Origin of the sequence: Confluentibacter flavum (assembly GCF_002843175.1) — a bacterium.
Classification (GTDB): domain Bacteria; phylum Bacteroidota; class Bacteroidia; order Flavobacteriales; family Flavobacteriaceae; genus Confluentibacter; species Confluentibacter flavum.
Map to the genome: position 1 here is coordinate 12,779 of NZ_PJEO01000018.1, position 20,364 is coordinate 33,142.

At 33.8% G+C, this 20,364-nt stretch carries 20 protein-coding genes and 1 tRNA gene; 11 read left to right on the forward strand and 10 right to left on the reverse strand.

What is annotated here, in order from left to right; genetic code table 11:
- The first annotated feature begins 137 nt into the window (after nucleotides 1–137).
- Nucleotides 138–581: a Gmad2 immunoglobulin-like domain-containing protein gene (locus CSW08_RS07065; RefSeq protein ID WP_106659215.1), complete on the forward strand. Its 444-nt coding sequence runs from the start codon at nucleotides 138–140 to the stop codon at nucleotides 579–581.
- A 114-nt stretch (nucleotides 582–695) separates the two neighbouring features.
- Here CSW08_RS07065 and CSW08_RS07070 read toward each other — a convergent pair whose 3' ends face one another.
- Nucleotides 696–1,553, reverse strand: coding sequence for a bestrophin family protein (locus tag CSW08_RS07070; RefSeq protein ID WP_106659216.1), 858 nt, complete (start codon nucleotides 1,551–1,553; stop codon nucleotides 696–698).
- A 240-nt stretch (nucleotides 1,554–1,793) separates the two neighbouring features.
- Between CSW08_RS07070 and CSW08_RS07075 the strand changes: the two genes are divergently transcribed.
- Complete coding sequence (locus tag CSW08_RS07075; protein ID WP_106659217.1) at nucleotides 1,794–3,032, forward strand: DEAD/DEAH box helicase; 1,239 nt, start codon at nucleotides 1,794–1,796, stop codon at nucleotides 3,030–3,032.
- 133 nt (nucleotides 3,033–3,165) lie between these two features.
- Entirely contained in the window at nucleotides 3,166–4,140 is a 975-nt protein-coding gene (locus CSW08_RS07080; protein WP_106659218.1) for a sterol desaturase family protein, read from the forward strand.
- On the opposite strand, the gene CSW08_RS07085 is transcribed toward CSW08_RS07080, so the two are convergent.
- Together CSW08_RS07085 and CSW08_RS07090 are read right to left on the reverse strand one after the other, a co-directional pair.
- Nucleotides 4,118–4,549 (reverse strand): hypothetical protein, encoded by a 432-nt coding sequence (locus CSW08_RS07085; protein WP_106659219.1) that lies wholly within the window; start codon nucleotides 4,547–4,549, stop codon nucleotides 4,118–4,120. The genes CSW08_RS07080 and CSW08_RS07085 overlap by 23 nt on opposite strands.
- Nucleotides 4,536–5,120, reverse strand: a complete 585-nt coding sequence (locus CSW08_RS07090; protein WP_106659220.1) for an RNA polymerase sigma factor — start codon at nucleotides 5,118–5,120, stop codon at nucleotides 4,536–4,538. The genes CSW08_RS07085 and CSW08_RS07090 overlap by 14 nt, the downstream gene beginning before the upstream one ends.
- A gap of 139 nt (nucleotides 5,121–5,259) precedes the next feature.
- On the opposite strand from CSW08_RS07090, the gene CSW08_RS07095 reads away from it, so the two are divergent.
- Entirely contained in the window at nucleotides 5,260–5,601 is a 342-nt protein-coding gene (locus tag CSW08_RS07095) for a DUF6249 domain-containing protein (protein WP_106659221.1), read from the forward strand.
- Nucleotides 5,602–5,661: 60 nt separating this feature from the next.
- On the opposite strand, the gene CSW08_RS07100 is transcribed toward CSW08_RS07095, so the two are convergent.
- On the reverse strand, nucleotides 5,662–6,327 hold the full coding sequence (locus tag CSW08_RS07100) for a M15 family metallopeptidase (protein WP_106659222.1): 666 nt from the start codon (nucleotides 6,325–6,327) through the stop codon (nucleotides 5,662–5,664).
- 45 nt (nucleotides 6,328–6,372) lie between these two features.
- On the opposite strand from CSW08_RS07100, the gene CSW08_RS07105 reads away from it, so the two are divergent.
- The 4 genes from CSW08_RS07105 to CSW08_RS07120 all read left to right on the forward strand — a co-directional run bounded on the left by CSW08_RS07105 (nucleotide 6,373) and on the right by CSW08_RS07120 (nucleotide 11,250).
- On the forward strand, nucleotides 6,373–6,732 hold the full coding sequence (locus CSW08_RS07105; RefSeq protein ID WP_106659223.1) for a DoxX family protein: 360 nt from the start codon (nucleotides 6,373–6,375) through the stop codon (nucleotides 6,730–6,732).
- Nucleotides 6,733–7,245: 513 nt separating this feature from the next.
- A complete protein-coding gene (locus tag CSW08_RS07110; protein WP_162495544.1) occupies nucleotides 7,246–7,902 on the forward strand; it encodes a porin family protein in 657 nt (218 codons plus the stop codon).
- Between the two features lie 280 nt (nucleotides 7,903–8,182).
- On the forward strand, nucleotides 8,183–8,881 hold the full coding sequence (locus CSW08_RS07115) for a DUF4369 domain-containing protein (RefSeq protein WP_106659225.1): 699 nt from the start codon (nucleotides 8,183–8,185) through the stop codon (nucleotides 8,879–8,881).
- A 56-nt stretch (nucleotides 8,882–8,937) separates the two neighbouring features.
- On the forward strand, nucleotides 8,938–11,250 hold the full coding sequence (locus CSW08_RS07120) for a transglycosylase domain-containing protein (protein WP_106659226.1): 2,313 nt from the start codon (nucleotides 8,938–8,940) through the stop codon (nucleotides 11,248–11,250).
- Nucleotides 11,251–11,295: 45 nt separating this feature from the next.
- Here CSW08_RS07120 and CSW08_RS07125 read toward each other — a convergent pair.
- The 4 genes from CSW08_RS07125 to idi all read right to left on the reverse strand — a co-directional run bounded on the left by CSW08_RS07125 (nucleotide 11,296) and on the right by idi (nucleotide 12,730).
- Nucleotides 11,296–11,369 (reverse strand) — tRNA-Thr (locus tag CSW08_RS07125).
- A 63-nt stretch (nucleotides 11,370–11,432) separates the two neighbouring features.
- Nucleotides 11,433–11,702, reverse strand: coding sequence for a hypothetical protein (locus CSW08_RS07130; RefSeq protein ID WP_106659227.1), 270 nt, complete (start codon nucleotides 11,700–11,702; stop codon nucleotides 11,433–11,435).
- A gap of 93 nt (nucleotides 11,703–11,795) precedes the next feature.
- Nucleotides 11,796–12,206, reverse strand: coding sequence for a 6-pyruvoyl trahydropterin synthase family protein (locus tag CSW08_RS07135; protein WP_106659228.1), 411 nt, complete (start codon nucleotides 12,204–12,206; stop codon nucleotides 11,796–11,798).
- Nucleotides 12,203–12,730, reverse strand: coding sequence for an isopentenyl-diphosphate Delta-isomerase (gene idi, locus CSW08_RS07140; RefSeq protein WP_106659229.1), 528 nt, complete (start codon nucleotides 12,728–12,730; stop codon nucleotides 12,203–12,205). Before idi ends, CSW08_RS07135 begins: the two co-directional genes overlap by 4 nt.
- Before the next feature lie 204 nt (nucleotides 12,731–12,934).
- On the opposite strand from idi, the gene CSW08_RS07145 reads away from it, so the two are divergent.
- The 3 genes from CSW08_RS07145 to CSW08_RS07155 all read left to right on the forward strand — a co-directional run bounded on the left by CSW08_RS07145 (nucleotide 12,935) and on the right by CSW08_RS07155 (nucleotide 15,490).
- Complete coding sequence (locus tag CSW08_RS07145; RefSeq protein ID WP_106659230.1) at nucleotides 12,935–14,521, forward strand: peptide chain release factor 3; 1,587 nt, start codon at nucleotides 12,935–12,937, stop codon at nucleotides 14,519–14,521.
- A gap of 65 nt (nucleotides 14,522–14,586) precedes the next feature.
- Complete coding sequence (locus CSW08_RS07150; protein ID WP_157831436.1) at nucleotides 14,587–15,006, forward strand: hypothetical protein; 420 nt, start codon at nucleotides 14,587–14,589, stop codon at nucleotides 15,004–15,006.
- A 247-nt stretch (nucleotides 15,007–15,253) separates the two neighbouring features.
- The gene (locus tag CSW08_RS07155; RefSeq protein ID WP_106659232.1) at nucleotides 15,254–15,490 is read left to right on the forward strand and encodes a (4Fe-4S)-binding protein; all 237 of its coding nucleotides are present in this window, start codon (nucleotides 15,254–15,256) and stop codon (nucleotides 15,488–15,490) included.
- A 62-nt stretch (nucleotides 15,491–15,552) separates the two neighbouring features.
- Here CSW08_RS07155 and CSW08_RS07160 read toward each other — a convergent pair whose 3' ends face one another.
- A complete protein-coding gene (locus tag CSW08_RS07160) occupies nucleotides 15,553–15,870 on the reverse strand; it encodes a DUF3467 domain-containing protein (RefSeq protein WP_106659233.1) in 318 nt (105 codons plus the stop codon).
- A gap of 136 nt (nucleotides 15,871–16,006) precedes the next feature.
- Entirely contained in the window at nucleotides 16,007–20,308 is a 4,302-nt protein-coding gene (rpoC, locus tag CSW08_RS07165; protein ID WP_106659234.1) for a DNA-directed RNA polymerase subunit beta', read from the reverse strand.
- Between the last annotated feature and the right edge of the window lie 56 nt (nucleotides 20,309–20,364).

Sequence of the window (20,364 nt, forward strand, 5' to 3'; positions counted from 1 at the left end):
TTTGTCGGAAAAAAATATATATTCGTTTATAACGATAGCTATCGGGACTGATATAAAACCTTAATACGATTTCATATTATTAAAGTTAACTGTCATTTGAAGAAACTATAGCCTAAAAAGGAAACAAAGAACTCGATATGAAACGGATAATCTTATTATTAATTATACTATTTGCTGCCTGTAATAAAAAGGATAAAATTGTTAGAGAAGCTCAGGAAAATGTCAAAACGAGCGATACTGTTCAACTGAAAAAGGCAGCTCCATCGAACACAACTGTAAAGAAATATTCGAACGAGCGTTTTAGAAATGTGACAGTAGAGAAAGTAAATAATGATAAATTTCGAGTTAAAGGAGAAGGACAAATTTTTGAAGCAAGTTTCAACTGGACCGTTGAAGACGGTCACGATGAATTGAAAAAAGGCTATGAGATGACTGATGCGGGCGCACCAGAATGGGGTAAATTTGATTTCACAGTGGATGTCGCAAAGAATAGGGAAAACTCGACTTTAACTCTAATTTTATTTGAGATTAGCGCGAAAGATGGCAGTCGGCAACACGAGCTACCAATCGTCTTATTCTAGAAGTTCAATTATACGGCAGCTAACATAAGCTAAAATTAAAAGCTAAACAGTTCTGCTTCTTACACAAGACCTTTAAACGACAACGTAAAAAACAAAACCAATTTCATAAAAACCCTAAATAATCTCCTCCACATGCTTTTTAATGTTTGCCGAAATCTTTTCAATAGGCAAATCGTTGGCATCAAACCCAAAAGGGTCTTCAATTTCTTCAGCAATTAATTCTAAACTTGCCAACACATAAAAAATAAAAATAACGACTGGTATGGCATAATATCCCAAACTAAACACATAGCCAAAAGGTAACGTCATGATATAAAAAAAGATGAATTTTTTAATAAACGCACTGTATGAATACGGAATGGGCGTGTTTTTAATACGCTCACATGCCCCACAAATGTCTGTAAACGACTGTAATTCGGCATTTAAGATAATTAGTTGGTCGCCCGTGATTTTTTTCTGCTCGTGCAGATCAGTAATCTTTTGATACATCATTTTCGCCACTTGGTTTGGTCGGTGCTTGTGGTTATCTAAATCGATGCCTTCATACAATTGCAAACTGGTTTCCACATCGGTTAAATGTTTTGACAATATAGAAGCATAGCCCGGAATTAATTTCCTGAAATACGCCCTATCGTGTTCTTCCTTTAAGATAACACTGAGCTTCATGGCTAAATTCCGGCTATTATTAACCAACGCACCCCACAGTTTTCGGCCTTCCCACCAACGGTCGTAAGCCGTATTGGTTCTAAACACCAATAATAAGGAAATGACAAAACCCAACATACTGTGCATGACGGGAATATTTGACAAATGGTTTTTCTGCGATAGTTTCCAATACTCAAGTTCCAAATACCCGACGCCACCGGTGTAAGCACCTATAAATAGCATCATGGGAATCAGTTTCCTAAACGTATCTGATTTATGAAATCTAAAAATAAAAACGATCCAGTCTTTGGGGTTGTATTGTACCATAGGTTATGTTGCAAATTATAATTGCGCCGCAAAATTAGAAAATGTTTTGTCCTTATATCCCTTAAAGTATAATAAAGAATTTTTTGAAGTGCACTAATCATTGAGATATAGCGCATTATTTGGATTCCCGTTTTATTCATTATTAAATATTTTTATAATAATGAATTCATGAATCTTACGATTTCACGGGAATTAAGCCTGATAACTTTTATGTATCTTTGCAGCAAATTTCAATACAATATGTCGTTTAAAGACTTACAATTAAACAAACCTATTTTAAGAGCGGTTGCAGAAGCGGGTTACGATAACCCAACCTTGGTTCAAGAAAAAACCATTCCGTTGGTATTAGACAAAAAAAACGTCATTGTTTCGGCACAAACCGGCACAGGAAAAACCGCTGCTTTTGCCTTACCTATTTTGCAATTGTTGTTTGATAAACAAGATGCTTCAAAAAGTGGCAAGAAAATAAAAGCTTTAATAATAAGCCCGACTCGCGAATTGGCGGTTCAAATTGAAGAAAATTTTAAAACGTATTGCAAGTATACCAATTTAAGAACAACCGTTGTTTATGGTGGCACGTCAATCGAGCCACAAAAAGATGTTCTTAAAAAAGGCGTAGATATTTTAATTGCTACGCCCGGGCGTTTATTGGATTTGCACAAACAAGATACCGTAAACCTAGACTATGTCGATATTTTGGTTTTAGATGAAGCCGATTTAATGTTAGACATGGGTTTTATTGACGATGTTAAAAAAATTGAGCGTTTGTGTACAAGGGAAAAACAAATTTTATTGTTTTCGGCCACCATCCCTTTTAAGGTGGAACAATTGGCAAATACCATTTTAAATAACCCTGAGCGTGTTGAAGTGGCCCCTAATTCGTCCACGTCCAAAAACGTCAACCAAGTATTGTATTACGTGCCAAAACGCAATAAAATAGAATTGTGTTTGCATTTATTACGAAATACGATAAAAGGCAGTATTCTTATTTTTAGACGCACTAAATTTGGTGTTGAAAAGTTAGAAGAAACGCTTATTAAAAATGGCTATAAAGTGGAAAGCATCCACGGTGATAAAAGTCAGAACCTAAGACAAGAAGCGTTACAAAAGTTCAAAGATAAAGAAGCCACTATTTTAATTGCAACTGATGTGGCGGCGCGTGGTATTGATATTGATAATTTAGATGCGGTAGTGAATTTCGATTTACCCAATGTGCCAGAAACGTATGTTCATAGAATTGGAAGAACTGCCAGGGCTGGAAACTCAGGCACTTCCTATTCGTTATGTTCTGCAGATGAAAAAACCTATGTGGCGACTATTCAGCAACTTATTAATATGCAATTGGATGTGGTGGATGACCATCCCTATCCGTTAGACCCAAAAGCAAAAAAGGAAATTCACAAAACCCCAGGAAAAAGCAAACACAAAAAAGGGCGTAAAAGTGAAGCTTCCAAAAAGAAAAAAAAACGTTGGTACTAAATCGTTTATAATTCCGCTAATTAATTACTATCTTTATCGAAAGAAAAAAAATTAATAGACTTCAACTAATCATACTACCCACTACTTACTACACTAACGCTTACCAACCAGCACTTTTAAAATTTAAACTGTAATGGATTTTACAAACCCACTAGTGTATGGTGTGCCTTGTTTTTTAGGCCTTATTTTGGTTGAACTTACATATAGCAAAACCCACGACCACAAACATCTTTACAAATGGAAAGATCTAGCATCTAGTCTAACTATGGGCGTTGGATCGGTAGTTTTAGCGCCTTTAATAAAAACGATTTCGGCCATAATCATCTTTAATTATGTGTACGAATTGTTCAACCCTATTGTTGATGGCATACGTACCAACATTATGGGTTGGGAATCATTTGGTTATGCATGGTATGTTTGGATTCTATGTCAATTTTTAGACGATTTTTCATATTATTGGTTTCACAGACAAAACCATATGGTGCGCTTTTTATGGGCGGCACACATCGTGCACCACTCTTCCGACAATTTCAATCTAGGAACAGCAGTTAGAAACGGCTGGTTCACTATTTTATATAAACCGTTTTTTTATATGTGGTTACCTGCCATTGGATTTCCTCCAGCAATGGTGATTGTATGCTTAGGTATTGAAGCTCTTTGGCAATTTCAGTTACATTCTGCTTACGTTCCAAAACTGGGAATTATTGAAAAAGTATTTAATACCCATACAATGCACCAGGTGCACCACGCTAAAAATTTAGAGTATATGGATAAAAACCATGGTGGCTTTTTAAATATGTTTGATAAACTATTTGGAACCTGGAAAGAATTGGACGAGAACATAGATATTGAATACGGCGTTACCAAACCACCAAATTCCTATAATCCTTTGATTATTTTAACGCATGAATATAAAGATATTTGGAACGACATGAAAAAGAGTCCAAATTTATATCACAAGTTCATGTATGCTTTCGGGGAACCAGGATGGAGCCATGATGGAAGCACCTTAACCATCAAGCAAATGCGTAAGCAAATGGAATTGCCAAACAAAACAACCCCTTTAAATGTGGAGCAACCAAGCGTTAATTTTCAAAACGTTGATTAAAATGATGTTTTAAAAATAGAATTTGTACACAAATCATGATGCCTAAAAACATCAATGCATGACTAAATGTTTTGGAAACCTGAAAACTTGATGCTTTAAAACCAGAAATGGTATTGATTATTTTATTATTGGTAAGCATGCTAAAATCAATAGGATTTACAATACCTGAAGCTTCTCCTTTAGCTCCAAAAACAATGAAAATTACTAATGCTAAAACACCAAAGGCAATGATTCCCCACACTTTTTTAGAAATCAATGGTTTATAAACCGTTGCTTCACTTGTTTTAATTTCTAAAACCTTTGACATAATATGAGCAGTGAAATCGAATGAAGGTGTATCTAAAGACGTTTCCTTCATCATTTTCTCAACCAATTGTTCAATTTCTTTATCAGTATCAGTTTTTTTCATAATATTCAATGATTTCTGGTTCTAATCGCTCTTTTAAAATAGCGGTTAATTTTTTTCTACTTCTAAATAGTTTCACTTTTACATTATTGGCCGTTAATCCAACAATCTTTGCAATCTCTTCTAAAGATTGTTCTTCAAAATAAAATAAAGTTAACAAAAAGGCATCATCACTTGGCAACAGTTTGATACAATCTTGTATGGCTTTGCTTCGTTCATCGTCTTCCATAGCATCAAGCGCATTATCCATACTTCTTATTTGATTTGAATTAAATTCATCTATTGAAACTACGGATTGCTCCCTTTTATGTTTTTTCAATCTATCTAAACTGGTATTATAAGCGACCTTATAAATCCATGTTGAAAATTTTGAATCGCCTTTAAATTGACTTAAGGATTTAAATACTTTTATAAACGTGTCCTGCGCAACCTCTTCTGCTTCTTCCCTATTCTTAACCATTTTTAAGGCTAATGAAAATACCAAATCCTTATAGCGGTCAACTAAAACGCTAAATGCATTTGAGTTTCCTTCAATAATTAAATTGATATAATATATGTCGTTGTCGGCGGTCATTTGATAGTAAGACGTTGGTAATTGATTTTAGGTTACAGCACATTTAAAAATTATTTTCACAAAATGTGTAACCCAAATAAAAAAGGTATCGTCATAAGCTATGAACACCTTAAAAATAATCAATTAAAAACAAACAGTTATGATAGAAGTTTTAATACCAATCAGTTTTTTTCTTGCAATTTTTGGAATCGTATATTTATACTTATCTACAAGAAACAAAGAACGTTTAGCACTTATTGAAAAAGGTGCCGATGCCAGTATTTTTATGGGGGATAAAAGTAATCGTTCCCCAATATGGAAAGTGTTCCTATTAAATTTAGCCTTATTATTAATGGCTATTGGAATTGGCATATTTATTGCTTCCATCCTTGAAAACTTAGGTATTCAAGACGATGTTGCATTCTCTGGAGCTATTTTTACAATGGCAGGATTAGGTTTATTTGTTGGCTTTAACATGACCAAAAACTTAGATAAAGAATAATAGCAAAGTTCATCAATCCAAAAAACACAAAAACCTGTTTTCTTTTTTGAAAGCAGGTTTTTATTTTACGGGAAAGTCAAAATAATTATCTGGAAAAGGTTCATCTTTTAAAGTAAAATGCCACCATTCTTTATAAAAATTCACAAAGCCATGTTTAGTCATTACTTTTAGTAATAGTTTTCTATTTGCTTTTTGCTCTTCCGTGATATCCTTATAGTCGGTCCAAGATTCCTTTCCAAAAAAATCATACTCACTTCCCATGTCTAAAGGTTTGCTTGTATTAGCATCAATAATAGTCAAATCTACGGTACTTCCTTTACTATGACCCGATTTTGCTGCAATATAATCTTCAACAAATAAATTCATCTTATCAACATTCGGATAAAAAGCCTTTTTATTAACGGTATCATTCAAATTTTTTGCCCAACCCATAAAGTGGTCTACCGCACGTTGCGGCCGGTAACCATCATACACTTTTAAGCATAAGTTTTTATTTTGTAGTTCCTCTTGAACCTGCTTTAATGCAAATGCCGTTTGTTTGGTTAAAATGAGTTCGTTAGTTAGATACCCTTTTATAGGTTTACCGACAAAATTATTTGTGGTATAATAACGTAGTTCAACATCTAAGTCTGGTATAATAGTTTTCACATACACAAACCCTTCTGGTAATTGAGCAAAAACTTTAAAACAAATAAATAAAAACAAAAACGCTGCTCTATGTTTCATATAGACTTCAAATTATGCTAATTTAGAAAAAAATATATTTTAATCATGAACAATCCTTGGCATTTATACCTTATGGCCGTGCTTTATATTGCAGCAGGAATCAATCATTTTATAAAACCTAAAATGTATCTACGCATTATGCCAAATTACTTGCCCAATCATAAACTGTTAGTTTCTTTAAGTGGTTTATCAGAAATAATTTTAGGAATAATGCTATGCATCCCTTTATTAAAAAACACATCTATAATTCTTATTATTTTAATGCTAATTGTTTTTCTATTGGTACATTTTTATATGGTTTCAAACAAAAAAGCCTCAGCTGGTTTACCAAAATGGGTACTTGTTTTAAGAATTCCTATGCAGTTCATACTTATGTATTGGGCGTACTCCTATTTAAGTTTATAGAAATTACAAGACACAAAAAAACCGAGTTCCCTCAAACTCGGTTTCTTCTAATTTGCTTTTATATTATGAAGTTCGATTTAGGGCTTCTATATCAACAACATAATGCAAATATTAATTAATTAATCCATTGAACTAAAAAGTATGTTATTTAGTACACTTCAAAAGTAAAAATATAATTGAATTGTAACGACTAAAAACATATTTATTCGTTGTAATACGCTTAATTTTAACATTATCTGTCTAAATTATGCTTTTTAACGATGAAATGCATGTTCGTCGTTAAATATTAAAATGAAATTGGATTAATTTAATAACCAATGAACATGTTGTATTCAGGAGAAAATCAATAGCAAACTGTATAAAACTTACCTTTTGTACCAAAAAAAAAGTCAATGATCGTAATTTCATTAACATATTAACAAATAATTCTAAATTCGACCACGATTAACCCCAAATCTATTAATAATGAGAACATTATACCTAATAACTGTTGTCTTCTTTTGCTGCTCAAAAATGTTTTCACAAGAATACGTCTTTGGTCTTAAAGGTGGTTTGAATACCAATACTATAGGAGATATTTATGAACGTCCATATCAAGGTGACCCCGGGATAACTTACCAACCGGAAAAAGATATGGGATATTTACTCGGAGCATATTTTATGGTTGAATTTAACAAATTCTTTATTAGACCAGAATTAAATTATGTTTCACTAAAAAATCATTATGATTTTTCCAGAAAAAAAGCGAATTGGAGGACTTCTAAAATGGAAGTCCCACTATTGTTTGGAGTTAAAATTTTAAAACCAGTAGCTATTTATGTGGGCCCTAGTTTTAATTTTTATGACGAAACTATCTTAGATGGTGTTCAAGAAACAACTTTTAGCGATGGCGGTCCCGATTTAGATAGAAAAACAACAAGCCTGAATTTTGGTATCATGGCGCGATACAATAGGTTTAGTTTAGATTTGAGATATGAGGTGACCTCTAAAAAAACTGAAGAAGAACTATTAGATATTATTAACTCTGAATATGGTGTTAATTTAGCTGATTTGAGATCTTACAAACATAAAATTTTAAGCTTAAGTATTTCTATTGACATATTTAGAACTGATGGCACAAAACTTAGCGATATTTTTAAGAGCAACAAATATTGTGGCTGCCCTTATTAAAAATAGTATTTATATTAAAAAAGCACCTTAAAAAGGTGCTTTTTTCTCTAACTAACTAACCAAAAATATGAGTTGCAATTATAAGTTTAAAGTAACCACTCAATAAACTCGTGAACATGATTGCAACGATCAACTATTTACAATCATCGTGCCAAACTTTAATAATAGATTGCTTTAATTTCATTTCTTAACTAAGATTAACCTGCCAAAAAATAAGATGCTGTAATTAGAATTTAAGATATAATTATAAGATATTTGCGACTCTAAAATTTAATTACAAATGAAAAATTTTCTATTATTAGTTCTGATGGTTTTTATAGTTTCTTGTAGCAAGGAAACTCCTGATTTAATTGTAAAAGGAACCATCAAAGGATTGAAAAAGGGAATCATTTATCTTAAAAAAGAACAAGATACAGCAATAGTTACTGTTGATTCTGTGATTATTAATGGACAACCTGATTTTGAATTGCATAGCAAAATAGAGTCTCCTGAAATGTTCTTTCTATATCTAGATAAAAATTCCAGCGAGGATGACAGAATTCCGTTTTTTGCAGATAAAGGCATCACCGAAATCAACACTAGTATGAAAAACTTTGTACATGATGCAAAAATAAATGGATCTGAACAACAAAAAGTCTGGGAAAAGTACAGACTTATGGCTGCTAAATTCAATGAGAAAAATCTGGATTTAATAAAGGAAGATTTAGAATCACAACAAGCTGGAGATACTTCTAAAATAAGTAGAATCCAAAAGGACTATGACAACAATTTAAAAAGACGCTATTTATATACTGTAAACTTTGCAATAAACAATAAGGACAGTGAGGTGGCACCTTATTTAGCATTAACAGAAATTTATAATGCAAAAATTAATTTACTAGACACGATTAACAAATCATTAACTCCCGAAGTAAAAGCCTCAAAATATGGGAAAGAACTTCAAAAATTTGTCGATCAAATTAAATTAGAAGAAAATTAAAAAATAGCAGAGCATCTATATCTATTTTTAAACCGTAAATATGATTATACAATGCGATGCTTAAAATAAAAAAACTTCTAAAAAATAAATGGGTTAATATTGTTATCAAAGTTACCCTATCCTTAGTCCTTCTTTTAATTTTATTTTATGGAAGTATTTATTATGGCATGTGGGGCGAAGTGCCTTCCATTAAATCGTTAGAAACCCTTAAACAAAGTCAAGCCACAGAAGTTTTAGATACAAATAACGATTTAATCGGTAAGTTTTATGTGTTTGATAGACAATCCATTACTTACAAAGATTTTCCTGAACATCTTATAAAAGCTCTTATATCTACAGAAGATATCCGGTTTTATGATCATGACGGCGTAGATAACAAAAGCTTAGCTCGTGTATTTTTTAAAACGATACTGCTCTCCAATGATGCCTCTGGAGGCGGAAGCACCATTACATTACAACTAGCTAAAAATCTATTCGGAAGAAAAGATCTTGGTTTTTTGAGTATTGTTGTCAATAAAATTATGGAAAGCATCGTCGCTACCAGAATTGAAAAAGTGTATTCAAAAGAAGAAATTCTTACCCTATACCTCAATACAGTTCCGTTTCCTGATAATACTTATGGGATTGAAAGCGCTTCAAAAAAGTTTTTCAATACGCACACAAAAGATTTAAGCATTTCACAAGCCGCAACACTTATCGGCTCTTTAAAAGCTAACACCTATTACAACCCCAGAGTTAATCCAGAAAGAGCACTTGCCAGAAGAAATGTAGTAATCCGTCAAATGGAAAAATATGGTCATTTGAATGCTGATGACGCTTTAATAATTTCAAAAGTCCCGCTTGTTCTAGAATATCGCTCTTATGACCCAAACCAAGGGTTAGCACCGTATTTTAGAGCTGAAATAAAAAGACAGCTAGACACCATTCTTCAATTAGATGAATTTAGAAAACCAAATGGTGATACCTATAATATTTTTCATGATGGCTTAAAAATTTACACAACCTTAGACAATACACTTCAAAAGTATGCTGAAACTGCCATGACAAAGCACATGACTGCATTACAAAAACAATATGAAAAGGCTTATGGCAATAATGCTCCTTGGTTAAAAAACAAAGATGCTTATAAAGCTGCCAAAATACGTTTGATTGCCTATAAAAAGCTTAAAGAAGAAGGTTTAACAGAAATAGAAATAGAAGCCGAATTAAATAAAAAACGCGATGTGGAACTGTTTAGTTGGAACAAGACTGAAATAAAGCAATTATCTACGCTTGATAGCTTAGAGCATTACTTAAAATTCCTTAATGCAGGCATGATTTCGCTAGACCCTACATCCGGCGCCATTAAAGCCTATGTTGGTGGTATAGACTATCGTTTTTTTCAATACGACCATGTATCGCAAAGTAAACGCCAAGTAGGCTCCACCTTTAAACCAATTGTCTATACGGCCGCCTTAGAAAATGGCATAAAACCCTGCACCTACTTCCCTATTAAATCCATTACATATACAGATGTTGAGAATTGGACACCAACAAATGCCGGTGGTAATTATGATAATGATTTAAATTATTCTTTAGAATATGCATTAAGCAACTCAATTAATACCATCGCTGTAAAGGTTTTATATGAAACAGGCATACCAGAAGTCATTAATCAGGCTAAATTGATGGGTATTAACAGTAACATTGAAGCAGTGCCCTCTATCGCTTTAGGTTCATCAAACCTGAGTGTTTTAGAACTTGCTAAAGCATATACATCGTTTGTAAATGAAAGCACACCCTCCACCCCTGTTTTTATTACAAAAATTGAAGATAAAGATGGAAACCTAATTGCATCTTTTGATGATTTAAACCCTAAAAAGCAAACAGAAAAAGCGTTTAGCGATACCACAAGACAGGTAATGCTTGAGTTTATGAAAGCAACAGTAAATAGCGGGACTTCTCAAAGATTACGCTCACAATACAATTTTACTAACGATTTGGCTGGTAAAACAGGAACTACCCAGGATAATAAAGACGGTTGGTTTGTTGCCATTATGCCAAACTTGGTTACAATTACCTGGGTTGGTAATGATAACCAACAAATAGGTTTCAGTAATACATCCATTGGGCAAGGTGCCAATTCTGCTTTACCCATATTTGCCAATTACTTAGAGCAATTAAACCAAGATTCTAAATACGCCTCCCTAGTTTCAGCCAAATTTGAAACACCATCAAATGAGGTTTTGGAATCCTTAATTTGTGAACCATCCAAGAAAGATGGCTTTTTTGAGCGTTTATTCGGGAACAAAAAAGACACCAAAGAATTCAATGAAGAAAAACCTAAACGCGGTATTTTTTCTTGGTTTAGGAAAAGAAAAAATGATTAAAAAGTAAAAAACTCCAATCATATTACTATAATTGAAGTTTTGTTGAGCCGATGGAGGGGCTCGAACCCACGACCTGCTGATTACAAATCAGCTGCTCTAGCCAACTGAGCTACATCGGCGAATTTTTGACTCGACAAATATAATTCTTAGTTACATATTTGCAAATCGTAATTCACTAATTTTTATCCTAAAGCATTAACTTTTTCAATTAAAGCCCTTCCTTTAGCTTCAAGCTCATTAGCAATAGCCTTAAAATGTGATTTTTTATTAACCACTTTGCTATCGTTTACTTTAGCAATTAAAGCATCAAAAGTTTCAATCGCCTCATCAATTATTGCTTCGCCCTTTTTGGTATCTTTTCCTTTGTTTGCGTATTCCCAAACATAAACTGCTTCTATAATATCACCTAAAACATAATTAATATCTTTCTTTAGGTTTCTAACATTTGCCATATTTAATAATTTATTTTGACGCAAAATTAAGCATTAACTCTTAATAGTACGTCCTTTTTAATTGAAATTTAATTTTTAAGAAGATACAAATATCTATGTTCCAGAGTACCTTACAAAATTACGTGGTGTTTCATAAAGTGTAATTTCTAAATCCAGATTTGGCTTTAATTTTGGTTTTATTTTGTTATAAATAACCACCGCTATATGTTCTGCTGTTGGGTTCAAATCTTTAAACTCTGGCACTTCTATATTCAAGTTTTTATGATCAAAAGCATCTTCTACTTCTACTTTTATAAGATCCTTTAATTCTTGTATATCAATCACATAACCTGTTTCTTTATCAATCTCTCCCGTAACACTTACAATGAGCTCGTAATTATGCCCATGATAGTTTGGGTTACTGCATTTCCCAAAAACCAGACTGTTTTTCTCATCAGTCCACTCCTTTCTATATAATCTGTGTGCGGCATTAAAATGTGCCTTTCTACTAACGGTTACGTTCATTTCTTAGAGATATTTATATGTTCGTAGAATTTATCAAAAATAATCTTAAACCATTCGGTATAGAGCTCTGGCTTTTCTAACATATCATTTTTTACAGCTTCAAGCGACATCCATTTCCAACTGGCAACTTCATCTAAATTAATAAAAGGTTCATCATTGTAAGTTCCAATCATGATATGATCAAATTCATGTTCGGTCAATCCATTATCAAATGGTGCTTTATAAATAAATGAGATGGATTCTTGCAAATCGACCACAAATCCCATTTCTTCAAACAATCGTCTTTTACCAGCTTGAATATTGCTTTCTCCTTCCCGTTGATGGCTACAGCACGTATTGGTCCATAATCCAGGTGAATGATATTTAGTTAAGGCCCGCTGTTGAAGCATCAATTCATTGTTGTCATTAAAAATAAACACTGAAAATGCACGATGCAACAACGCTTTTTCGTGTGCTTCCATTTTTGGCATTAAGCCAATTTGTTCGTCCTTTTCGTTTACAAGGATGACTTGTTCTTCTTTCATCTGTGCAATTTCATTTTTTAAATTTGTCAGATGCCATTCGCATAAAGAATTTTACAAACATCGACTTAAGATACTAAGCTCATTTCATAGAAAACAAAAATACCAAGTAAAATATTAATACAATCAATCTTAACAATAAATTCTAAAATCCAAATTCCCAAATCATAATTATAAAGTATCTTTGCATCCATTTGCATATAACATATGAGTTTTTTAAAAGAAATACAACGCAGACGCACCTTTGGCATCATTTCGCATCCAGATGCTGGAAAAACAACTTTAACTGAAAAACTGCTTCTTTTTGGAGGCGCGATTCAAGAAGCTGGTGCCGTAAAAAGTAATAAAATTAAAAAAGGCGCCACGAGCGATTTTATGGAAATTGAACGTCAGCGTGGAATTTCTGTAGCCACCTCTGTTTTGGCTTTTGAATATGATGGTGTTAAAATCAATATACTAGATACGCCTGGGCACAAAGATTTTGCTGAAGACACTTTTCGAACCTTAACGGCTGTTGACAGTGTTATTGTCGTGATTGACGTTGCAAAAGGCGTTGAAGAGCAAACGGAAAAATTGGTTGAGGTTTGCCGTATGCGACACATACCCATGATAGTTTTCATCAACAAAATGGATAGAGAGGGTAAAGATGCATTTGATTTACTTGATGAGGTGGAGCAAAAATTAGGTCTGAGTGTCACCCCTTTAAGCTTCCCAATTGGTATGGGCTATGATTTTAAAGGCATTTATAATATTTGGGAAAAGAACATCAACCTTTTTAGTGGTGATAGCAGAAAGGATATTGAAGAAACGATTGAAATTTCGGATTTAGATTCTCCTGAATTAACGAAGCTTATTGGTGAAAAGTCAGCAAAGACGCTGCGTGAGGAAATAGAATTAGTAGAAGGCATTTATCCACCGTTTGATAAAGACGCATATCTAAATGGGCAGTTACAACCTGTCTTTTTTGGTTCGGCTTTAAATAATTTTGGAGTCAGGGAATTACTGGATTGTTTTGTAGAAATCGCCCCTAAACCAAGACCAAAACAAAGTGAAGAACGTTTGGTAAAACCCGAAGAAGATAAATTCTCTGGTTTTGTATTTAAAATACACGCCAACATGGATCCGAATCACAGAGATAGGCTGGCATTTGTGAAGATAGTTTCTGGTACGTTTGAAAGAAATAAGCCTTACTTGCACGTCAGACATGGAAAAAAATTAAAATTTTCTAGTCCGAATGCTTTTTTTGCTGAAAAGAAAGAGATCGTAGATATCTCTTATCCAGGTGACATTGTGGGACTTCATGATACCGGGAATTTTAAAATTGGAGATACATTGACCGAAGGCGAAGTTATCAATTACAAAGGCGTCCCTAGTTTTTCCCCAGAACATTTTAGATATATAAATAATGCTGATCCTTTAAAATCGAAACAGCTATTTAAAGGCATTGATCAATTAATGGACGAAGGGGTTGCTCAGTTATTTACATTAGAACTAAACGGCAGAAAAGTCATTGGAACCGTTGGTGCCCTACAGTACGAAGTAATTCAATATCGGTTAGAACACGAATACGGAGCTAAATGTACCTATGAAAATTTAAACGTATATAAAGCCTGTTGGGTGGATCCAAAAGATTCTAAAACTGAAGAATACAAAGATTTCATAAGGGTAAAACAACGATTCTTAGCAAAAGACAAACAAAACCAATTGGTATTTTTGGCAGATTCCCATTTTTCTTTAGAAATGACCCAGCAAAAATATCCTAGCTTAAAGTTTCATTTTACCTCTGAATTTTAACAAAAAAACAACATATCATTAAATTTTGTATGTTTGCCAATCAAATCTTAAAAATCATTATTACTATGAAAACATTTAACCTACGTTTTTTTAAATTAAAAGTGGCAAGCTTTTTTATTCTTGCAGGAATTATGGCAATCCTAGCGTCTTGTGAAAAAGACGATATATTTGCTACAATCAACATTCTCGAGCCACAAAACAAGTCAGGGGACGTTAGAGGTAATGGAGGCACTACAACAAAAACCTGGTCTTTTGAAAATTCTAACACCACAGCAGGCTGGGACATGTCTATAGATGCCCAAAGCGGTAGCTTTCAATTTGTTATAAAAGATGCCGCTGGCACAACCGTGCTTGACAGAACTTTAACAGCAGGACAAAACGCTCAAGACGCGTCAGGTACGAGTTCTGCGGGGACGGCAGGCACTTGGACCGTAACTGCTACACTTACAAATTTTAACGGCTCGGGCGATTATTCTTTCCTGTAAGAAGTAAATCTAATAAAGCTCTAAGAAAACAAAAGATTGTTCATATGAAAGCCCCGTAAAACGTCGGGGCTTTTTTTATGAGCTAATTGGTGGCTGATTCCAAATTTTATTTGGAGATGATCCATCAATAATATCCTAACTTAAAATTTCATTTTACCTCTGAATTTTAACAAAACGACGATTTTATTTCCTTTACACAATTATATTAAAGACTTTAGATTAAAGTTTAACCCCAAATTGAACTGCCATGAAAAATACTGATGACAATGAATTTAGTAACAAAGACATTACAGTAACGTTTGAACCTAGTTTGTGTGTTCAATCTGGAATCTGTGCACAAGAATTATCTGATGTTTTTAGTTTCTCAATTATTCCTTGGATTAATTTAGATGCCACGGAATCAGAAAAAATAATCAACCAAGTTAAAAGGTGTCCTTCTGGAGCTTTAAAATTTAGAATGAACGCCATAAAAAAAGCTAGCTAAATTCAACTATAAATGTGTTTTAACCAAAAAGCCCTTTGAATTAATTCAAAGGGCTTTTTAATTTATGCTTGTCCTGTTGGTCCAAAATTCAAAGGGATGGGAGGTTGTTCGTAATCCTTAATCTCGCCATGAGAATTTTCAAATCTCGCTACATTTTCACCTAAAGCCTTTAATAAACGTTTGGCGTGTTGTGGCGTTAATATAATTCGGGATTTTACTTTGCTTTTTGGAACACCCGGCATAATACTCACAAAATCTACCACAAATTCTGAAACAGAATGGTTAATAATGGCCAAATTAGAATAGATTCCGTCAGCTATATTTTCGTCTAACTCTATGTTAATTTGCCCTTGTTTTGGCTTATCTTTTTCGTTTGACATAATTTTATAATTTAAATTAAAAAGCCTTCAAGTTACTATACATGAAGGCTTTTGTTTTTACAGATTCCTGCCTTACTCATTGAACAACATTTTAAATTAATGTATTCGTGAATCTTCGATTTCGCAGGAATGACAATTAATTATAATTTAATTCTTTCTTCACTTGCATCATTTCATCAAATTCTTCTTTAGAACCTACGATAATATCTGTATAGCGACGCATACCAGTTCCTGCTGGAATTCTGTGCCCTACAATAACATTTTCTTTAAGTCCTTCTAAATCATCAATTTTTCCTGCAACTGCTGCTTCGTTAAGAACCTTAGTAGTTTCTTGGAACGATGCGGCCGAGATAAATGATTTTGTTTGAAGCGATGCTCTAGTAATACCTTGTAATATTGGCGTAGCGGTTGCAGGTTTTGCCTCCCTTGCCTCAACAAGTTTTTTATCTTCTCTACGTAAAATTGAATTTTCATCCCTTAATACGCGAGGTGTAATAATTTGACCTGGTTTAAGATTTGCTGAATCTCCAGCTTCTTCAACCACTTTCATTCCGAAAATTTCATCATTTTCCATAATAAAATCATCTTTATGAGCTAATTGGTCTTCTAAGAAAATAGTATCGCCAGAATCAATGATTCTAACTTTACGCATCATCTGTCTAACAACTACTTCAAAGTGTTTATCATTAATTTTCACACCTTGTAAACGATATACTTCTTGTACTTCATTCACTAAATATTGCTGAACCGCAGATGGTCCTTTAATATCTAATATGTCGTTAGGTGTGATAGAACCATCAGATAATGCCATACCTGCTTTTACATAATCATTCTCTTGAACAAGAATTTGATTAGATAATTTCACTAGATATTTCTTAACCTCACCTAATTTAGATTCAATAACAATCTCGCGGTTCCCTCTCTTGATTTTTCCAAAAGAAACCACACCATCAATTTCACTTACTACAGCTGGATTTGAAGGGTTACGTGCTTCAAACAACTCTGTTACACGTGGTAAACCTCCTGTAATATCTCCAGATTTAGATGATTTTCTTGGGATTTTAACTAATATTTTACCAACATTAATTTTCTCTCCATTATCAATCATTAAGTGGGCACCAACCGGTAAGTTGTATGAGCGTATAATTTCTCCTTTTCCATCTTCAATGTGAAGTGTTGGGATTAATCGTTTGTTTCTAGATTCAGAAATTACTTTTTCTTGGAAACCTGTTTGCTCATCAATTTCAACTTGGTAAGTCATTCCTTGCTCAATATTCTCATATTTGATTTTTCCAGCAAACTCAGAAATAATAACACCGTTATATGGATCCCAGCTACAAACCACATCGCCTTTGGATAATTCTTGACCATTTTTAACATAAATGGTAGAACCATAAGGAATATTGTTGGTACTTAAAGTAATGCCTGTTTTCTTATCAACTAGTTTAATTTCAGAAGTACGTGAAATTACAATATCAATTGCATTTCCTTCTCCATCCTGTCCTTTCACAGTTTTTAAATCTTCAATTTCTGCAATACCACTGAATTTAACGGCTAATTTATTTTCTTCAGAAATGTTTCCTGCAATACCACCTACGTGGAATGTACGAAGCGTTAACTGCGTTCCAGGCTCACCAATAGATTGAGCTGCAACAACACCAACTGCCTCACCACGTTGAACCATTTTACCAGTCGCTAAGTTACGTCCGTAACATTTAGCACAAATACCTTTTAATGCTTCACAACTTAATGCAGAACGCACTTCAACAGCATCAATGGGCGATTCTTCAATAGCTTTAGCAATATCATCTTCAATTAATTGACCAGAAGCTACTAATAATTTTTCAGTTAATGGATCGTACACATCGTTTAATGATACACGGCCTACAATTCTTTCCTCAAGAGTTTCAACAACTTCGTCATTTTTCTTCAATGCTTCAACTTCAACACCTCTTAATGTTCCACAATCTTCAGTATTGATAATCACATCTTGTGAGACGTCTACCAATCGACGTGTTAAATAACCAGCATCAGCCGTTTTTAATGCGGTATCAGCAAGACCTTTACGCGCACCGTGGGTAGAAATAAAGTATTCTAAAATTGAAAGACCTTCTTTAAAGTTAGAAAGAATCGGATTTTCAATAATCTCTCCACCACCTGCATTCGATTTTTTAGGCTTCGCCATCAAACCACGCATACCTGTAAGCTGACGAATCTGTTCTTTAGATCCACGCGCTCCAGAATCAAGCATCATATATACTGAATTAAACCCTTGTTGGTCTTCACGAATACGTTTCATTGACAATTCTGTTAACTCTGCATTGGTAGATGTCCATATATCAATAACTTGGTTATAACGCTCATTATTTGTTATAAGACCCATGTTATAGTTGGCCATAATACCATCAACAAGCGTATTCGCTTTATCAATCATACCTTGCTTTTCTGGCGGAATAATAATATCACCCAAACTGAATGACAATCCACCTTGGAATGCAAACTTAAATCCTAGGGTTCTAATTTCATCAAGGAAATCAGCTGTTTCAGGAACAGATGTGAACTTAAGAATGTTTCCAATAATATCTCTTAACGACTTTTTAGTAAGTACTTCATTAATATAACCTGCTGCTTGTGGCACTTTTTGGTTAAATAACACACGACCAACCGTAGTTTCTATGATTGTTGGTGCTAATTTACCATCTGCATTAATATCTAAAGTTCTAACTTTAATAGCGGCGTTTAACTCTACTTTTTTCTCATTAAAAGCGATTTCAACTTCTTCTGGTGCATAGAATGTTAATCCTTCCCCCTTTACTGGAGCATCTGGTGTAGACTTACGTAACTTGGTCATATAATACAGACCAAGGACCATGTCTTGAGATGGCACCGTAACAGGCGAACCGTTCGCTGGATTTAAGATATTGTGGGATGCCAACATTAATAATTGACATTCTAAAATAGCTTCTGGGCCTAGTGGTAAATGTACCGCCATTTGGTCACCATCAAAATCCGCATTAAATGCTGTACATACTAAAGGGTGCAACTGAATTGCTTTCCCTTCAATTAATTTTGGTTGAAATGCTTGAATACCTAGTCTGTGTAATGTAGGAGCACGATTTAAAAGTACTGGATGTCCTTTCAAAACGTTCTCTAAAATATCCCAAACTACAGGTTCTCTTTTATCTATAATTTTCTTTGCAGATTTTACAGTTTTTACAATACCTCTTTCAATTAATTTTCTAATTACGAAAGGTTTGTATAATTCTGCTGCCATGTTTTTTGGCAATCCACATTCATGTAATTTTAACTCTGGTCCAACAACAATAACAGAACGTGCAGAATAATCAACACGTTTTCCTAGAAGGTTTTGACGGAAACGTCCTTGTTTTCCTTTTAACGAATCTGATAATGATTTTAATGGTCTGTTAGAATCGGTTTTTACAGCCGAAGATTTACGTGTATTATCAAATAATGAATCTACAGACTCTTGAAGCATACGTTTTTCATTACGTAGAATCACTTCAGGAGCTTTAATCTCCACCAATCTTTTTAAACGATTGTTACGGATGATCACTCGACGGTATAAATCATTTAAATCGGATGTTGCAAAACGACCACCATCTAACGGCACTAACGGACGTAATTCTGGTGGGATGATTGGAATCACCTTCATGATCATCCACTCAGGACGATTTTCTCTATTATGATTAGATTCACGAAGCGACTCAACAACTTGTAAACGTTTTAAACTCTCCGTTTTACGTTGTTTAGAAGTTTCTGTATTCGCTTTGTGACGTAATTCATAAGACAATGCTTCTAAATCAATTCTAGATAACAATTCTATTAAACATTCAGCACCCATTTTAGCAAGAAACTTGTTAGGGTCATGATCATCTAAATATTGATTATCCTGTGGAAGTGATTCAAGAATATTTAAGTATTCTTCCTCTGTTAAGAAATCCATTGTTTTCAATGGCTCTCCATCTTCATTCTTTGCATTACCAGGTTGAATAACTACGTAACGCTCGTAGTAGATAATCATATCTAATTTTTTAGACGGTAAGCCTAAAAGATATCCTATCTTATTTGGTAACGAACGGAAATACCAGATATGAGCAATAGGCACAACTAAATTGATGTGTCCTACTCTATCACGACGTACTTTCTTTTCTGTTACTTCTACACCACAACGATCACATACGATTCCTTTGTAGCGAATTCTTTTATATTTACCACAAGCACATTCGTAATCCTTAACCGGACCAAAAATACGCTCACAGAACAAACCATCTCTTTCTGGTTTATGAGTACGATAATTGATAGTTTCTGGTTTTAAAACCTCGCCTCTAGACTCTGCTAAAATAGACTCTGGCGATGCTAAACCAATTGTGATTTTGTTAAATCTTTTTACTGTATTCTTATCTTGTTTTCTTGCCATGATATATGGTGATATCGAATTATTTGTAAACATTATATAGAATCCATGGTTCAGAC

Bases quoted from the DNA above. Each gene is read 5' to 3' on its own strand.
- CSW08_RS07065 (WP_106659215.1), top strand. From the start codon at position 138: ATGAAACGGATAATCTTATTATTAATTATACTATTTGCTGCCTGTAAT.
- CSW08_RS07070 (WP_106659216.1), bottom strand. From the start codon at position 1,553: ATGGTACAATACAACCCCAAAGACTGGATCGTTTTTATTTTTAGATTT.
- CSW08_RS07075 (WP_106659217.1), top strand. From the start codon at position 1,794: ATGTCGTTTAAAGACTTACAATTAAACAAACCTATTTTAAGAGCGGTT.
- CSW08_RS07080 (WP_106659218.1), top strand. From the start codon at position 3,166: ATGGATTTTACAAACCCACTAGTGTATGGTGTGCCTTGTTTTTTAGGC.
- CSW08_RS07085 (WP_106659219.1), bottom strand. From the start codon at position 4,549: ATGAAAAAAACTGATACTGATAAAGAAATTGAACAATTGGTTGAGAAA.
- CSW08_RS07090 (WP_106659220.1), bottom strand. From the start codon at position 5,120: ATGACCGCCGACAACGACATATATTATATCAATTTAATTATTGAAGGA.
- CSW08_RS07095 (WP_106659221.1), top strand. From the start codon at position 5,260: ATGATAGAAGTTTTAATACCAATCAGTTTTTTTCTTGCAATTTTTGGA.
- CSW08_RS07100 (WP_106659222.1), bottom strand. From the start codon at position 6,327: ATGAAACATAGAGCAGCGTTTTTGTTTTTATTTATTTGTTTTAAAGTT.
- CSW08_RS07105 (WP_106659223.1), top strand. From the start codon at position 6,373: ATGAACAATCCTTGGCATTTATACCTTATGGCCGTGCTTTATATTGCA.
- CSW08_RS07110 (WP_162495544.1), top strand. From the start codon at position 7,246: ATGTTTTCACAAGAATACGTCTTTGGTCTTAAAGGTGGTTTGAATACC.
- CSW08_RS07115 (WP_106659225.1), top strand. From the start codon at position 8,183: ATGAAAAATTTTCTATTATTAGTTCTGATGGTTTTTATAGTTTCTTGT.
- CSW08_RS07120 (WP_106659226.1), top strand. From the start codon at position 8,938: ATGCTTAAAATAAAAAAACTTCTAAAAAATAAATGGGTTAATATTGTT.
- CSW08_RS07130 (WP_106659227.1), bottom strand. From the start codon at position 11,702: ATGGCAAATGTTAGAAACCTAAAGAAAGATATTAATTATGTTTTAGGT.
- CSW08_RS07135 (WP_106659228.1), bottom strand. From the start codon at position 12,206: ATGAACGTAACCGTTAGTAGAAAGGCACATTTTAATGCCGCACACAGA.
- idi (WP_106659229.1), bottom strand. From the start codon at position 12,730: ATGAAAGAAGAACAAGTCATCCTTGTAAACGAAAAGGACGAACAAATT.
- CSW08_RS07145 (WP_106659230.1), top strand. From the start codon at position 12,935: ATGAGTTTTTTAAAAGAAATACAACGCAGACGCACCTTTGGCATCATT.
- CSW08_RS07150 (WP_157831436.1), top strand. From the start codon at position 14,587: ATGAAAACATTTAACCTACGTTTTTTTAAATTAAAAGTGGCAAGCTTT.
- CSW08_RS07155 (WP_106659232.1), top strand. From the start codon at position 15,254: ATGAAAAATACTGATGACAATGAATTTAGTAACAAAGACATTACAGTA.
- CSW08_RS07160 (WP_106659233.1), bottom strand. From the start codon at position 15,870: ATGTCAAACGAAAAAGATAAGCCAAAACAAGGGCAAATTAACATAGAG.
- rpoC (WP_106659234.1), bottom strand. From the start codon at position 20,308: ATGGCAAGAAAACAAGATAAGAATACAGTAAAAAGATTTAACAAAATC.